The organism is Atlantibacter hermannii, from assembly GCF_009907385.1.
Classification (GTDB): Bacteria; Pseudomonadota; Gammaproteobacteria; order Enterobacterales; family Enterobacteriaceae; genus Atlantibacter; species Atlantibacter hermannii_A.
Genome location: NZ_JAAATR010000084.1, coordinates 41869 through 56436, shown reverse-complemented (window position 1 = coordinate 56436; position 14568 = coordinate 41869). Strand labels below are relative to the sequence as shown.

Sequence of the window (14568 nt, the reverse complement as noted above, 5' to 3'; positions counted from 1 at the left end):
ACTATGAGTGATTTTTCCCAGACAGTCCCCGAACTGGTTGCCTGGGCCAGGAAAAATGATTTTTCCATCCAGCTTCCGGTAGACAGGCTGGCTTTTTTGCTGGCCATCGCCACGCTCAACGGCGAGCGCATGGACGGTGAAATGAGCGAGGGCGAACTGGTGGATGCGTTCCGCCACGTCAGCGAGGCGTTTGAGCAGACCCACGAAACGGTAACCCAGCGCGCCAACAACGCCATCAACGATATGGTGCGCCAGCGCCTGCTCAACCGCTTTACCAGCGAGATCAATGAAGGCAACGCCATCTATCGTTTAACGCCGTTGGGCATTGGCATTACCGACTATTACATCCGCCAGCGGGAATTTTCCACGCTGCGCCTCTCGATGCAGCTTTCCATCGTGGCGGGCGAACTGAAACGCGCCGCCGATGCCGCCAGCGAAGGCGGGGACGAATTCCACTGGCATCGCAACGTCTATGCGCCGCTGAAATATTCGGTGGCGGAGATTTTCGACAGCATCGATCTGACCCAGCGCATCATGGACGAACAACAGCAACTGGTAAAAGACGATATCGCGCAACTGCTGAATAAAGACTGGCGCGCAGCCATCTCAAGCTGTGAACTTTTGCTGTCAGAGACGTCGGGTACGTTGCGTGAACTGCAGGATACCCTCGAAGCGGCGGGCGATAAGCTACAGGCCAATTTACTGCTGATCCAGGACGCGATCCTCGATAAACACGATCTGCACTTTATTGACCGGCTGGTGATCGACCTGCAAAGCAAGCTGGACCGCATTATCAGCTGGGGCCAGCAGGCCATTGACCTGTGGATCGGCTATGACCGCCATGTGCATAAATTCATCCGTACCGCGATCGATATGGATAAAAACCGCGTCTTTGCCCAGCGCCTGCGCCAGTCGGTGCAGAGCTATTTTGACGCGCCCTGGGCTTTAACCTATGCCAACGCCGATCGCCTGCTGGATATGCGCGACGAAGAAATGACGTTGCGTGATGAAGAGGTGACCGGCGAGCTCCCGGCGGATCTGGAATATGAAGAGTTTAACGAGATCCGCGAACAGCTGGCGGCATTGATCGAAGGCCAGCTGGCGGGCTTCAAAAACAGACAACAACCACTAGACCTGGGGCTGGTGATGCGTGAGTATCTCGCGCAATATCCGCGTGCCCGGCATTTCGACGTGGCGCGGATCGTGGTTGACCAGGCCGTGCGCCTCGGTATCGCTGAAGCAGATTTCTCTGGGTTGCCGGCAAAATGGCAGCCCATTAATGATTACGGAGCCAAGGTACAGGCACATGTCATTGACAAATATTGAAAAATTTATGCCGGTTAAACTGGCCCAGGCGCTGGCGAATCCGCTATTCCCCGCGCTGGATAGCCAGTTGCGCTCAGGACGCCACATCGGGCTTGATGAACTGGATAACCACGCCTTTTTGATGGATTTCCAGCCCGAGCTGGAAGAGTTTTACACCCGCTATAACGTGGAATTGATCCGCGCGCCGGAAGGCTTTTTCTACCTGCGCCCGCGCTCAACCACGCTGATCCCGCGTTCGGTGTTGTCTGAGCTGGACATGATGGTAGGCAAAATCCTCTGCTACTTGTATCTCAGCCCGGAGCGCCTGGCGAACGAAGGCATTTTTACCCAGCAGGAACTGTATGACGAACTGCTGACGCTGGCGGACGAAAGCAAACTGCTCAAACTGGTCAACAACCGTTCCACCGGTTCGGATCTTGATAAACAGAAACTTCAGGAAAAAGTGCGTTCCTCGTTAAACCGCCTGCGCCGCCTGGGTATGGTGTGGTTTATGGGGCATGACAGCAGCAAATTCCGCATCACGGAGTCGGTATTCCGCTTCGGTGCCGATGTGCGCGCCGGCGATGACGCCCGCGAAGCACAGCTGCGCATGATCCGCGACGGCGAAGCGATGCCGGTAGAAAACCACCTGCAACTCAATGATGAGCCTGAAGACGCGCAATCGGATAATGCGGAGGAAGACAATGATTGAACGCGGTAAATTTCGCTCGCTAACGCTGGTTAACTGGAACGGCTTTTTTGCCCGGACTTTCGATCTGGATGAACTGGTCACCACGCTGTCCGGGGGGAACGGGGCAGGCAAATCCACCACCATGGCGGCCTTCGTCACGGCTTTGATCCCGGATTTGACGCTGCTGCATTTCCGTAACACCACCGAAGCGGGGGCCACCAGCGGCTCGCGCGATAAAGGCCTGCACGGCAAACTGAAAGCAGGCGTCTGCTATTCAGTGCTGGACGTGGTGAACTCGCGCCATCAGCGCGTGGTGGTCGGGGTGCGTTTACAGCAGATCGCCGGTCGCGATCGCAAAGTGGATATCAAACCTTTTGCGATCCAGGGGCTGCCGACGTCTGTCCAGCCGACCCAGCTGCTGACCGAAACCCTGAACGAGCGCCAGGCGCGCGTATTAACCCTTCAGGAACTCAAAGACAAAATTGAGCAAATCGAAGGGGTGCAGTTTAAAGCTTTTAACTCGATTACCGATTACCACTCCCTGATGTTCGATCTGGGGATTGTGGCGCGCCGTCTGCGCTCCGCCTCCGATCGCAGCAAGTATTACCGCCTGATTGAAGCCTCGCTGTACGGCGGGATTTCCAGCGCTATCACCCGCTCCCTGCGTGATTACCTGCTGCCGGAAAACAGCGGCGTGCGTAAAGCGTTCCAGGATATGGAAGCGGCGCTTCGTGAAAACCGCATGACGCTGGAAGCGATTCGCGTCACCCAGTCGGACCGCGATCTGTTCAAACACCTGATTTCCGAGGCCACCGACTATGTGGCGGCGGACTATATGCGCCATGCCAACGAGCGGCGTATTCACCTCGACAAAGCCATTGAATACCGTCGCGATCTGTTCACCAGCCGCCAGCAGCTGGCTGCCGAACAGTACAAGCACGTGGACATGGCGCGGGAGCTTGCCGAGCATGCCGGGGCGGAAGGGGATCTGGAGACCGATTATCAGGCAGCCAGCGATCATCTGAACCTGGTGCAAACCGCGCTGCGCCAGCAGGAAAAAATTGAGCGCTATGATGCCGATTTAGAAGAATTGCAGGTGCGGCTGGAAGAGCAAAACGAAGTCGTGGCCGAAGCGGCGGAACAGCAGGAAGAAAACGAAGCCCGCGCCGAAGCCGCCGAGCTGGAAGTGGACGAGCTGAAAAACCAGCTGGCGGACTACCAACAGGCGCTGGACGTTCAGCAGACCCGCGCAATTCAGTATCAGCAGGCGCTGACGGCGCTGGAACGCGCCCGCGAGTTGTGCCATTTGCCGGATCTTTCGCCGGAATCTGCCGAAGAGTGGCTGGAAACATTCCAGGCCAAAGAGGAAGAAGCCACCGGTCGCCTGCTCAACCTTGAGCAAAAAATGAGCGTCGCCCAGGCGGCGCACAGCCAGTTTGAACAGGCGTTCCAGCTGGTCTGCGCTATTAACGGCCCGGTGGCGCGTGATGACGCCTGGGACGTGGCGCGCGATTTGTTGCGCGATGCTTCGACCCAGCGCCACCTTGCCGCGCAGGTCACCCCGCTGCGTTCCCGTTTGACCGAACTGGAACAGCGCCTGCGCGAGCAGCAGGACGCCGAGCGCCTGCTCTCTGACTTCTGCAAACGCCAGGGGAAACGCTATTCGGCGGAACAGCTCGAAGCGTTGCACCAGGAGCTGGAAGCGCGCATCGCCGCGCTGTCAGACACCGTGGCGCAGGCCGGGGAACAGCGGATGACGCTGCGCCAGGAGCTGGAGCAGCTGCAAAGCCGTATCAAAACCCTGACCCAGCGCGCGCCTGTCTGGCTGGCGGCGCAAAACAGCCTCAACCAGATTATCGAACAGTGCGGCGAGAGCTTTGAGTCCAGCCAGCAGGTGACCGAATACCTGCAGCAGCTGCTGGAGCGCGAGCGTGAGGCGGTGGTTGAGCGCGATGAAGTCGGCGCGCGCAAGCGGACGGTCGATGAAGAAATTGAACGCCTCAGCCAGCCGGGGGGCGCGGAAGACGCGCGTCTTAACGCCCTGGCCGAGCGTTTCGGCGGCGTACTGCTGTCGGAAATTTATGACGACGTCAGCCTCGAAGACGCGCCGTACTTCTCGGCGCTGTACGGTCCGTCGCGCCATGCGATCGTGGTGCCGGATCTGTCACTGGTGCGCGAGCAGCTGGAAGGGCTGGAAGATACCCCGGAAGATCTGTATCTGATTGAAGGTGACCCGCAGTCCTTCGACGACAGCGTGTTCAGCACCGAAGAGCTGGAAAAGGCGGTGGTGGTGAAAATCGCCGATCGCCAGTGGCGTTACTCGCGCTTCCCGACGCTGCCGCTGTTTGGCCGTGCAGCCCGTGAAAGCCGTATTGAAAGCATGCATCAGGAGCGTGAAACGCTGTCCGAACGTTTCGCAACCCTGTCATTTGACGTGCAGAAAACCCAGCGTTTGCACCAGGCGTTTAGCCGCTTTATCGGCAGCCACCTGGCGGTGGCGTTCGACTCCGATCCTGAAGCGGAAATCCGCCAGCTCAACACCCGCCGTAACGAACTGGAGCGGGCGTTAAGCACCCACGAAAATGACAACCAGCAGCAGCGCGCCCAGTTCGACCAGGCCAAAGAGGGCGTAGCCCAACTTAACCGGCTGCTGCCGCGCCTGGCGCTGCTGGAAGATGAGACGCTGTCCGACCGTGTGGATGAAATCCGCGAGCGGCTGGACGAAGCCCAGGAAGCGGCGCATTTCATCAACCAGTTTGGCAACCTGCTGGCGAAGCTGGAGCCGATGGCGTCGGTACTGCAAAGCGATCCGGAACAGTACGATCAGCTGAAAGAAGACTATGCCTACGCGCAGCAGCAGCAGCGCGATGCGCGCCAACAGGCGTTTGCCCTGACGGAAGTGGTATCGCGCCGCGCGCACTTTGGCTATTCCGACTCCGCCGATATGCTCAGCGGCAACAGCGATCTGAACGAGAAACTGCGCCGGCGTCTTGAGCAGGCGGAGCTTGAGCGTACCCGGGCGCGTGAAGCGCTGCGCACCCATGCGGCGCAGGTTAGCCAGTATCATCAGGTGCTGGCGTCACTGAAAAGCTCCTACGATACCAAGAAAGAGCTGCTTAACGATCTCAACAAAGAGCTGAAAGATATCGGCGTGCGCGCCGATGCGGGTGCGGAGGAGCGGGCGCGTCAGCGCCGTGATGAGCTGCATACCCAGCTCAGCAACAACCGTTCGCGCCGCAGCCAGCTGGAAAAACAGCTGACCTTCTGCGAAGCGGAAATGGACAACCTGACCCGCAAACTGCGCCGCCTGGAGCGCGATTACCACGAAATGCGCGAGCAGGTGGTGAGCGCCAAAGCGGGCTGGTGCGCGGTGATGCGCATGGTGAAAGACAATGGCGTCGAACGCCGCCTGCACCGCCGCGAGCTGGCCTATCTCTCCGCCGATGAGCTGCGTTCTATGTCGGATAAGGCGTTAGGCGCGCTGCGTCTGGCGGTGGCGGATAACGAACACCTGCGCGACGTGCTGCGCGGCTCGGAAGATCCGAAGCGTCCTGAACGTAAAATCCAGTTCTTTGTGGCGGTTTACCAGCATCTGCGCGAGCGTATCCGCCAGGATATTATCCGCACCGATGACCCGGTCGAGGCCATCGAGCAGATGGAAATCGAGCTGGGGCGTCTGACGGAAGAGCTGACCTCTCGCGAGCAGAAGCTGGCAATCAGCTCCCGCAGCGTGGCGAACATTATCCGTAAGACCATTCAGCGCGAGCAGAACCGTATCCGGATGCTCAACCAGGGGCTGCAAAGCGTGTCGTTTGGCCAGGTGAACAGCGTGCGGCTGAACGTCAACGTGCGCGAAACCCACGCCATGCTGCTGGATGTGCTGTCGGAACAGCACGAGCGGCATCAGGATTTGTTTAACAGCAATCGACTGACCTTCTCGGAAGCGTTAGCGAAACTGTACCAGCGCCTCAATCCGCAGATCGATATGGGCCAGCGCACTCCGCAAACCATCGGGGAAGAGTTGCTGGATTACCGTAACTATCTTGAGATGGAAGTGGAAGTCAACCGCGGCTCCGACGGCTGGCTGCGTGCCGAGAGCGGCGCGTTGTCGACCGGTGAAGCGATCGGCACCGGGATGTCGATTCTGGTGATGGTGGTTCAGAGCTGGGAAGACGAAGCGCGTCGTCTGCGCGGCAAAGATATTTCGCCGTGCCGTCTGTTGTTCCTTGATGAGGCGGCGCGTCTGGATGCCCGTTCCATCGCCACACTGTTCGAGCTGTGCGACCGTCTGGAGATGCAGTTAATCATCGCCGCCCCGGAAAACATCAGCCCGGAAAAAGGCACCACCTATAAACTGGTGCGTAAAGTGGTGCAGAACCACGAACACGTACACGTGGTGGGGCTGCGCGGCTTTGCGGCTGCGCAAACCGAGGCGCTGCCAGGCACTGCCGACGCCTCCTGATCGCGCCAGTGACGCGCCCGGACAGTCACTGTCCGGGCGTTCTATTCTGTAAAGCAATGCGAGCTGTGTTTTCAGGTTCGTGTTGCGCAACCTCCTGCCGAGCCGCTTAGCACCTGAACGCCCGGTCTGCCGACTTTTTTTTCAGACTTTCTTTTCTTTAAACTTCTTTACATTTGGCGAGGCAAATGGTTTTTTCTCTTTATATACTGAAGGTAATCCTGAAGCCGAGCTTACGGGAATGATGTAAAAAATGAAAAGGAGGCAAGGGATGTTGCTTATAAAAGCTCAACGTTATCGGTGGTCCGCGATTCAGTTGTGTCTGGCGCTCAGTTTAGCGCCGTTGACCAATGCCTTCGCTGAAGAGCCCGATCTGGTGCCGTCTGATGGCTCGGCGGCCGTTATCGATCAGCCTGGCTCAATGCTGCTTCCGCAGGCGCAATCTCCCGCTACGGCGCTGATGGCCGGTATCGGGCCGCAGATTGACGGTGAGCGTATCGCCCAAACGCGGAGCGCGCTTCAGTCCCAGCTTCCTCAGGGATACACACCCGTTTATATGGATGCGCTGGCCGCGCTGTATACCGCCCGCGACGCCAAACCAATGTGGGAAAACCGCGAAGCGGTACAGGCATTCCAGCAGCAGCTGGCCGAAGTCGCCATCGCCGGTTTTCAGCCGCAGTTCACCACCTGGGTCGAACTGCTGACTAATCCGGACGTGAACGGTATGGCGCGTGACGTGGTGCTGTCAGACGCCATGATGGGTTACCTTTATTACCTCTCCGGCATTCCGCTAAAAGGCAATCGCTGGCTGTATAGCGATAAACCTTATAAAGCCGAAATCGCGCCGCTGTCGGTGGTGAACCAGTGGCAAGTGGCGCTCGACAACGGCTCGCTGATCGCTTTTGTGCAAAGCCTTGCGCCGCAGCATCCACAGTATCAGGTGATGCATCAATTTCTGTTGAGTCTGGCAGCCGATTCGCGCCCGTGGCCGCAGCTGACGTCCACCGCCTCACTGCGCCCAGGGCAGTGGAGTAACGATGTCGGCGCGCTGCGTGAAATTCTCCAGCGCAACGGTATGCTGGATAACGCCCCAAACATCGTACTGCCGGGGGATCCGCCCGCTAAAAACGCCGTGGTAAGCCCTTCTGCGGCCGTGACTGAATCCGCGCCGGTGCAGAAAAAAAACGCGGCGCGCGGCGTCTATGACAAGACGCTGGTGGAAGGCGTGAAACGCTTCCAGGCCTCGCAGGGGCTCGGCACGGATGGCGTGATTGGTCAGTCCACCCGCGACTTACTGAACATGTCACCCGAACAACGCGCCGCCGTGGTGGCATTAAATATCCAGCGCCTGCGCCTGCTGCCTCAGAAGCTCACCACCGGCATTATGGTGAATATCCCGGCCTATTCGCTGGTCTATTACCAGAACGGTAGCCAGGTGCTGGATTCCCGCGTCATTGTCGGGCGCCCCGATCGTAAGACGCCGCTGATGAGCAGCGCGCTGAATAACGTGGTGGTAAACCCGCCGTGGAATGTGCCGCCGACGCTGGCGCGCAAAGATATCCTGCCGAAAGTGTGGAACGATCCGGGCTATCTGGAGCGGCATAACTATACGGTACTGCGTGGCTGGAGTGGTAAAGCTGAAGTGATTGATCCCTGGAACGTGGATTGGGGAACGATTACCGCATCGAATTTACCGTTCCGCTTCCAGCAGGCGCCGGGCGCGCACAACTCGCTGGGCCGCTATAAATTCAATATGCCCAGCTCGGATGCGATTTATCTGCATGACACGCCGAACCACAATCTGTTCCAGAAAGAGGCGCGGGCGCTCAGCTCAGGCTGCGTGCGCGTCAATAAAGCCTCGGAACTGGCGAATATGCTGTTGCAGGATGCGGGATGGAACGATACGCGCATTTCCGATGCGCTGAAGCAGGGCGATACCCGTTACGTCAACATTCCCCAGACGATCCCGGTGAATCTTTACTATATGACGGCGTTCGTCGGCGCAGATGGAAAACCGCAATTCAGATCGGATATTTACAATTATGATTCCCCTGCGCGATCGGGCGCACAAATCTTGCCAAAAGCAGAACAACTCATCAGGTAACTACAGAATTTCTAACAAATAAGCTGTCAAAATAACGGTTAAAAAACGGGCTTGCTTCGCTGCAAGCCCCGTTTTTACTGGGTTTTGAAGCCTTGACGTGTCGAGATTTGGCGGTTAAGGTGCCTTGCGTGCGCCAGAAGTGCATATAATCACAACACTGACTGTAGACCTGAACATCATGGATAAATTTGACGCTAACCGCCGCAAATTGCTGGCGCTTGGTGGCGTGACGCTCGGCGCCGCCATCTTGCCTGTACCGGCATTTGCAACGCTTTCCACGCCCCGTCCTCGTATTCTTACGCTGAACAATCTCAATACCGGAGAGAGCATCAAAGCGGAGTTTTTCGACGGCAAAGACTATATTCAGGATGAATTAGCAAAATTGAACCATTTCTTCCGGGATTATCGCGCCAATAAAATCAAAAGCATCGATCCGAAACTGTTCGATCAGCTTTACCGTCTGCAAGGGTTATTGGGAACCCGCAAGCCGGTTCAGCTTATTTCCGGCTATCGCTCTCTCGATACCAATAATGAATTACGCGCCAGAAGCCGTGGTGTAGCCAAACAGAGCTATCACACCAAAGGCCAGGCCATGGATTTTCATATCGAAGGCATCTCTCTGAGCAATGTTCGCAAAGCCGCGTTGTCTCTGCGCGCAGGTGGTGTAGGATACTACCCGCGTAGTAACTTTGTGCATATTGATACCGGTCCTCTCAGGCACTGGTAGAACGAATCCGGTCACTACCGGATAAAAGGAGCGGTATGAATTACCAAATTATTCCGGTCACGGCGTTCTCACAGAACTGCTCATTAATCTGGTGTGAAGAGACGCGTCTGGCGGCCATTGTTGATCCAGGCGGCGACGCGCCGCGCATTCAGCAGGCCGTGGCGGCGCAGGGCGTGACTATCCAGTCTGTCCTGCTGACTCACGGGCATCTTGACCATGTTGGCGCGGCGGCGGAGTTGGCGGCCCATTACGGCGTGCCGATTATCGGGCCTGAAAAAGAAGATGAATTCTGGTTGCAGGGATTACCGGCGCAGAGCCAGATGTTTGGGCTGGAAGAGTGCCAGCCGCTAACGCCGGATCGCTGGTTACATGAAGGCGACAGCGTAACGGTAGGCAAAGTAGCCCTGCAGGTGCTGCACTGTCCTGGTCATACGCCGGGTCATATCGTATTTTTTGACGAGCGCGCGCGGTTGTTAATCTCCGGCGACGTGATTTTTAAAGGCGGAGTAGGGCGCAGCGACTTCCCGCGCGGCAACCACGCCACGCTGATTGATTCCATCAAAAGTAAACTGCTGCCGCTTGGCGATGACGTGACCTTTATTCCCGGCCATGGCCCGCTGTCTACCCTCGGTAACGAGCGATTGCACAATCCTTTCTTACAGGACGAGATGCCTGTCTGGTAATAAAAAGGGCCGCGAATGCGGCCCTTGTTGTTTCTTCGCGCGGGTTACAGCACGGCGACAATCGCTTCACACAGCGGCGCCATGTTATCCGGCGTCATGCCCGCCACGTTAACGCGGCCAGAAGCGACAGCGTAAACGCCAAACTCTTCGCGCAGACGCAGTACCTGTTCTTTGGTCAGGCCGCTGAACGAGAACATGCCGTTCTGCTGAATGATAAAGCTGAAATCACGGTTCGCGCCTTTCTCCTGCAGGGTGCTCACAAACAGCAGACGCATGCGCTGGATGCGTTGACGCATATCGGTCAGCTCTTGTTCCCAGATGGTGCGCAGCGCGTCATTGCTCAGAATGGTCGCTACCACAGAGGCACCGTGCGCCGGCGGGTTGGAGTAGTTAGCGCGGATGCAGGATTTCATCTGGCTGAAGGCGCGATCGACGGTATCCGCATCGCTGGCAACCAGCGTACAGGCACCTACGCGCTCGTTATACAGACCAAAGTTTTTGGAATAGGAGCTGGCGACGATCAGCTCTTTATGCAGCGCAGCAAACGCGCGCAGACCTTCTGCGTCTTCTTCCAGACCACGGGCGAAGCCCTGATAGGCGAAGTCGAACAGCGGCAGCCAGCCTTTATCCAGCGACAGCTGTGCCAGCTGTTGCCACTGGTCCAGCGTCGGATCGATACCGGTTGGGTTGTGGCAGCAGCCGTGGAACAACACCACGTCGCCTGCCTGAGCATCCGCCAGGCTATTCAGCAGGCCGTCGAAGTCCAGGGTATGGTTCTGTGCGTCGTAATAGGCGTATTCACGCACTTCCAGACCGGCAGAGTTGAACACGCTTTTGTGGTTCGGCCAGCTCGGATTGCTGACCCAGACGCGTTTTACGTCAGTGTTTTTTGCGAGGAAATCCGCTGCCACACGCAGTGCGCCAGTGCCGCCAGGGGTCTGGGCGGTGCGGGCACGTTTATCGGCGATCAGCGCGTTACCTTTGCCAAACAGCAGCTCCTGGGTGCAGCGGCCAAATTCAGGAATACCATCAATGCCCAGGTAGTTTTTGGTGGTTTCGTTTTCCAGCAAATATTGTTCGGCTTTTTTCACGCTGGTGAGAACCGGGGTTTTACCGGTTTCATCTTTATAAACACCAATACCCAGGTTGATTTTAGTCGGACGTTCATCGGCGCGAAACAGGTCCGCCAGACCAAGAATTGGGTCGGCAGGGGCGGCAGTAATGTTCTCAAACATGACGAGGTTCCATTGTGATATCAGAAGGGAAATTCGCTATCAGGTTAACGGGAGTTTTACCAAATGCCAACCGTTTGCCTGTAAAAGATTCCCTGTTTGGTAAATCTGGTGTTTTCCACTTTCGGGCATAAAAAAACAGGGCCGAAGCCCTGTTTTTGTCTTATCGATAACGAGGTTATACCGATTAGAACTGGTAAGTTACGCCCAGGGTAACCTGGTCGTCAACGCCAACCAGTGCGGTTGAAGCGTCGTCGTTGTCCAGCATGTTGATGCGGTAGTCAGCGTATACGTTGAAGTTCTTGTTGAAGTAGTAGTAAGTACCTACGGTGAAGTATTCAGCCAGGTCGCGGTCGTAAGAAGAACCGGTAACCGGATCAACCAGGTCTTTACCTTTGGTGTAAACGTAAGATACGGACGGACGCAGACCGAAGTCGAACTGGTATTGAGCTACCACTTCAACGTTCTGAGTTTTGTTAGCGATGTCATAGATAGAACGGCCAGTTGCAGTCTGGTTACGGGTTTCTGCATAGATAGCCGCCAGGTAGATGTTGTTGGCGTCGTACTTAGTACCAACAGACCATGCTTCAGCGCGCTCGCCACGACCGTCAGCTTTCTGACCGCCAGCCGGGTTGGTGGTACGGTTAGAGTTGCTGTAGGCACCGATTACGCTGAAGCCTTCAGCGAAGTTGTAACCCAGAGAGTAACCCACGCCGTCGCCGTTAGCCGCTTTCAGGTTAGCACGGTCGTTTTTACCCTGGTACTGGATACCAAAGTTCAGGCCGTCAGCCAGACCGAAGAAATCGCTGTTACGGTAGGTCAGCAGGCCAGTAGAACGGTTGTTCATGTAGTTGTCAGTGCTGCCCGCCCAGGTTTCGCCAGAGAAAGACGGGGACACGTCGGTGTATGATTCTACGTCGTATACGATACCGTAGTTACGGCCGTAATCCAGAGAACCTACGTCAGCAATTTTGATACCCGCGAACGCCAGACGCGTTACGTTGTCCTGGTTGCCTTCTTCTTTGCTGGCTTTAGCACGGTATTCCCACTGGCCGTAACCGGTCACTTGATCGGTAACCTGAGTTTCGCCTTTGAAGCCGATCTGAGCGTAAGAAGAGTCGCCGTTGGTGGTGTTGTCACCAGAAGTCACGAAACCGTGCTCACCAACTACTTTTCCGTACAGGTCCAGTTTGTTGCCGTTTTTGTTATAGATTTCTGCAGCGTTAGCTGCACCAGCTACCAGCAGAGCAGGGATAACCACTGCCAGAATATTGCGCTTCATCATTATTTATTACCCTCATTGGTTTTTTTGAACACCTGCCACTGCCGTCAATAATTCTGTACGGAACTATTGATGAGAGTTTGGTGTCTTTCTGTGTCTGGAGGCATCTTTCCATTCATATTAAGGATTAGCTACAGTGAAAGTGCTACAAATATGCAAACACAGTAACCAAAAGCAATAATGTGTAACTAATTGTGTATTTTTGGGAACTTTGTGAACCACATCAAAATAAATCACTTAGCTGAACAATTTTAAGACGTTCCTATTCTATATATATGAAAACCTTATATTTAATTATGATAAACAGATTTTCCTCGCCTTAACGACAATTATTCTCACTTTTATGAAGCGTCGATTCAGATGGCTGGATGTCTGTGTGATATTTAGCCAATTGTGCTATGCGCATCACTTAAAAAAGGGTGCAAGAAAAGCAGGGATAATTTTTATCGAAAATTATTACCAGTTAATACCCGGTTACGTTAGAGGGGGAAGAGGGGGTTGAAGCGAACAAATGTTGAATTTATGTAGACGAAAACTGACGCAGCAGGACGAAAAAAAGCCGGGAAAACCCGGCTTTTTTAACTCAGAAACTGGCGTTGCGCGGCGTACGTGGGAAAGGAATTACGTCGCGTACGTTTTGAACGCCGGTCACATAAGCGATTAAACGCTCAAAACCGAGCCCAAAACCGGAGTGCGGAACGGTGCCGTAACGGCGCAGATCGCGGTACCACCAGTAATCCTCTTTATTGAGGCCCATTTCTTCGAGACGCACATCAAGTACGTCAAGGCGTTCTTCACGCTGCGAGCCGCCGATGATCTCACCGATGCCCGGTGCCAGCACGTCCATCGCCGCCACGGTCTTGCCGTCTTCGTTCTGACGCATGTAAAACGCTTTAATATCTTTCGGATAGTTTTTGACAACAACCGGCGCTTTAAAATGTTTTTCAGCCAAATAACGCTCGTGCTCGGAAGCCAGATCGACACCCCAGAAAACCGGGTTCTCGAATTTCTCGCCGCAGGTTTCAAGGATTTTTACCGCCTCGGTGTAATCCACCTGGGCGAAGTCAGCGGAGATGAAACGCTCCAGACGGCCAATAGCGTCTTTATCCACACGCTCGGCGAAGAACTTCATGTCGTCCATACGTTCGTCAAGCACCGCTTTGAATACGTATTTCAGCATGCCTTCGGCTAACGCAGCGACATCGTCCAGCGTGGCAAATGCCACTTCCGGCTCCAGCATCCAGAACTCCGCCAGATGGCGGCTGGTGTTGGAGTTTTCCGCGCGGAAGGTCGGGCCAAAGGTGTAGATTTTTGACAGGGCACAGGCATAGGTTTCGCCGTTGAGCTGGCCGGAAACAGTCAGAAAGGCTTCTTTACCGAAGAAGTCTTTATCGAAATCGACTTTGCCCTGATCGTTACGCGGCAGGTTTTCCAGATCCAGCGTGGAGACACGGAACATTTCGCCCGCGCCTTCGGTGTCGGAGGCGGTGATCAGCGGCGTAGATACCCAGAAGAAGCCCTGCTCGTCAAAATAACGGTGCAGCGCCTGCGCCAGAGTATGGCGAACGCGGGCAACCGCGCCAATCATATTGGTACGCGGACGCAGGTGCGCCACTTCGCGCAGGTATTCAATGCTGTGGCGTTTGGCAGCCATGGGATAGGTGTCCGGATCTTCAACCCAGCCGGTCACTTCAACGTTGGTCGCCTGCAGCTCATAGCTCTGGCCCTGGCCCGGGGATTCCACCACGGTGCCGGTCACAACAACCGAGCAGCCGGTAGTCAGGCGCAGAACGTCATCATTGTAATTGGGCAGAGAATGATTAATGACAGCCTGTATAGGATCAAAGCAGGAACCGTCATAGACGGCGAGGAAGGAGATGCCAGCTTTTGAATCTCGACGGGTACGCACCCATCCGCGCACGGTGACTTCCTGGTCAACGGCAACGCGGCCCTGGAGTACGTCGGCTACAGGCACAACGCTCATAATTATCTCTCTGGTTAGTAGTCAATAACAAAAATCGCTTATCCACCCAACGGGGGAGGGTTATCTATGTTACCTGGCGGGCGCTGGCGGGCAAGCAGAAT

Annotated in this window: 9 protein-coding genes; 6 read left to right on the top strand and 3 right to left on the bottom strand. The window is 55.8% G+C overall.

Annotated features, from left to right (window positions below):
* Nucleotides 1–3: 3 nt before the first annotated feature.
* From mukF to GV764_RS18885, 6 genes are all read left to right on the top strand, one after another.
* The gene (gene mukF / locus GV764_RS18910; RefSeq protein WP_161661469.1) at nucleotides 4–1326 is read left to right on the top strand and encodes a chromosome partition protein MukF; all 1323 of its coding nucleotides are present in this window, start codon (nucleotides 4–6) and stop codon (nucleotides 1324–1326) included.
* The gene (gene mukE, locus GV764_RS18905) at nucleotides 1307–2017 is read left to right on the top strand and encodes a chromosome partition protein MukE (RefSeq protein WP_161661468.1); all 711 of its coding nucleotides are present in this window, start codon (nucleotides 1307–1309) and stop codon (nucleotides 2015–2017) included. Before mukF ends, mukE begins: the two co-directional genes overlap by 20 nt.
* Nucleotides 2010–6458, top strand: a complete 4449-nt coding sequence (mukB, locus tag GV764_RS18900) for a chromosome partition protein MukB (protein WP_161661467.1) — start codon at nucleotides 2010–2012, stop codon at nucleotides 6456–6458. Before mukE ends, mukB begins: the two co-directional genes overlap by 8 nt.
* 268 nt (nucleotides 6459–6726) lie before the next feature.
* Nucleotides 6727–8559: a L,D-transpeptidase gene (gene ldtD, locus GV764_RS18895; protein WP_161661466.1), complete on the top strand. Its 1833-nt coding sequence runs from the start codon at nucleotides 6727–6729 to the stop codon at nucleotides 8557–8559.
* Between the two features lie 178 nt (nucleotides 8560–8737).
* Nucleotides 8738–9286 carry a peptidoglycan L,D-endopeptidase MepK gene (mepK, locus tag GV764_RS18890; protein ID WP_161661465.1) on the top strand — a complete coding sequence of 183 codons (549 nt, stop codon included), beginning with the start codon at nucleotides 8738–8740 and terminating at the stop codon, nucleotides 9284–9286.
* Nucleotides 9287–9321: 35 nt separating this feature from the next.
* The gene (locus GV764_RS18885) at nucleotides 9322–9969 is read left to right on the top strand and encodes an MBL fold metallo-hydrolase (protein ID WP_161661464.1); all 648 of its coding nucleotides are present in this window, start codon (nucleotides 9322–9324) and stop codon (nucleotides 9967–9969) included.
* Nucleotides 9970–10013: 44 nt separating this feature from the next.
* Here GV764_RS18885 and aspC read toward each other — a convergent pair whose 3' ends face one another.
* From aspC to asnS, 3 genes are all read right to left on the bottom strand, one after another.
* A complete protein-coding gene (gene aspC, locus GV764_RS18880) occupies nucleotides 10014–11204 on the bottom strand; it encodes an aspartate transaminase (protein ID WP_161661463.1) in 1191 nt (396 codons plus the stop codon).
* Nucleotides 11205–11388: 184 nt separating this feature from the next.
* On the bottom strand, nucleotides 11389–12486 hold the full coding sequence (locus tag GV764_RS18875; protein ID WP_328515189.1) for a porin: 1098 nt from the start codon (nucleotides 12484–12486) through the stop codon (nucleotides 11389–11391).
* A 580-nt stretch (nucleotides 12487–13066) separates the two neighbouring features.
* Nucleotides 13067–14467: an asparagine--tRNA ligase gene (asnS, locus tag GV764_RS18870; protein ID WP_161661462.1), complete on the bottom strand. Its 1401-nt coding sequence runs from the start codon at nucleotides 14465–14467 to the stop codon at nucleotides 13067–13069.
* Nucleotides 14468–14568: the final 101 nt, after the last annotated feature.

What these genes read in the sequence shown, in the direction of transcription:
- mukF (WP_161661469.1), top strand. Translation starts at nt 4, where the DNA reads ATGAGTGATTTTTCCCAGACAGTCCCCGAACTGGTTGCCTGGGCCAGG.
- mukE (WP_161661468.1), top strand. Translation starts at nt 1,307, where the DNA reads ATGTCATTGACAAATATTGAAAAATTTATGCCGGTTAAACTGGCCCAG.
- mukB (WP_161661467.1), top strand. Translation starts at nt 2,010, where the DNA reads ATGATTGAACGCGGTAAATTTCGCTCGCTAACGCTGGTTAACTGGAAC.
- ldtD (WP_161661466.1), top strand. Translation starts at nt 6,727, where the DNA reads ATGTTGCTTATAAAAGCTCAACGTTATCGGTGGTCCGCGATTCAGTTG.
- mepK (WP_161661465.1), top strand. Translation starts at nt 8,738, where the DNA reads ATGGATAAATTTGACGCTAACCGCCGCAAATTGCTGGCGCTTGGTGGC.
- GV764_RS18885 (WP_161661464.1), top strand. Translation starts at nt 9,322, where the DNA reads ATGAATTACCAAATTATTCCGGTCACGGCGTTCTCACAGAACTGCTCA.
- aspC (WP_161661463.1), bottom strand. Translation starts at nt 11,204, where the DNA reads ATGTTTGAGAACATTACTGCCGCCCCTGCCGACCCAATTCTTGGTCTG.
- GV764_RS18875 (WP_328515189.1), bottom strand. Translation starts at nt 12,486, where the DNA reads ATGATGAAGCGCAATATTCTGGCAGTGGTTATCCCTGCTCTGCTGGTA.
- asnS (WP_161661462.1), bottom strand. Translation starts at nt 14,467, where the DNA reads ATGAGCGTTGTGCCTGTAGCCGACGTACTCCAGGGCCGCGTTGCCGTT.